Here is a 447-nt window from a genome sequence, read left to right on the forward strand (position 1 = left end):
GCAGGCGTTGAGAAACTGCGGGCAGTCAGACGCGCGTACGGCGTAGGCGATGGCCCAGGTTAGGTCCTCGGTGGCGAACACCGCGGTGCGCTTGGAGTACTCGTCCGGGCTGTGGTCCAGCGGAGCGCGGGGCTCAAGGCGACCCAGGCCGGCGGTCCCGGAGCCGTGGAGCAGATGGTGTCCGTCCGCGGTCCATTGGGCCAGGCGTGTCCAGGCGGGGCTGCCCGTGGTGGGGGCTGGCCAGTGCCAGGGAGGAGTCGTCGTCTGGGCTGCTGGGCCGTCAGCTTCCGGCTGGGTTCTCACAGGAGCGCCCCTTCATGTATGCGGGCGTTCACCACGCTGTCAAGGGAGCGGACGTCGAGTGTCTCGACGGCCTCGATCACGGCCTGCAGGAGGCGTCGGCCGATACCGGCTCGGCGGATCTCGGGGAGCACCGTCAAGCCAGCT

Annotated in this window: 2 protein-coding genes; both read right to left on the minus strand. The window is 69.8% G+C overall.

Going from position 1 to position 447, the window contains the following annotated elements:
* The coding region (locus SOP85_RS31155; RefSeq protein ID WP_323629427.1) for a hypothetical protein at window positions 1-303 on the minus strand (303 nt) is incomplete at its 3' end.
* Complete coding sequence (locus SOP85_RS31570) at window positions 300-434, minus strand: hypothetical protein (RefSeq protein ID WP_442967969.1); 135 nt, start codon at window positions 432-434, stop codon at window positions 300-302. The genes SOP85_RS31155 and SOP85_RS31570, both read right to left, overlap by 4 nt.
* Window positions 435-447 lie beyond the last annotated feature (13 nt).

Origin of the sequence: Pseudomonas sp. YuFO20 (assembly GCF_035064975.1) — a bacterium.
GTDB classification, from domain to species: domain Bacteria; phylum Pseudomonadota; class Gammaproteobacteria; order Pseudomonadales; family Pseudomonadaceae; genus Aquipseudomonas; species Aquipseudomonas putida_AE.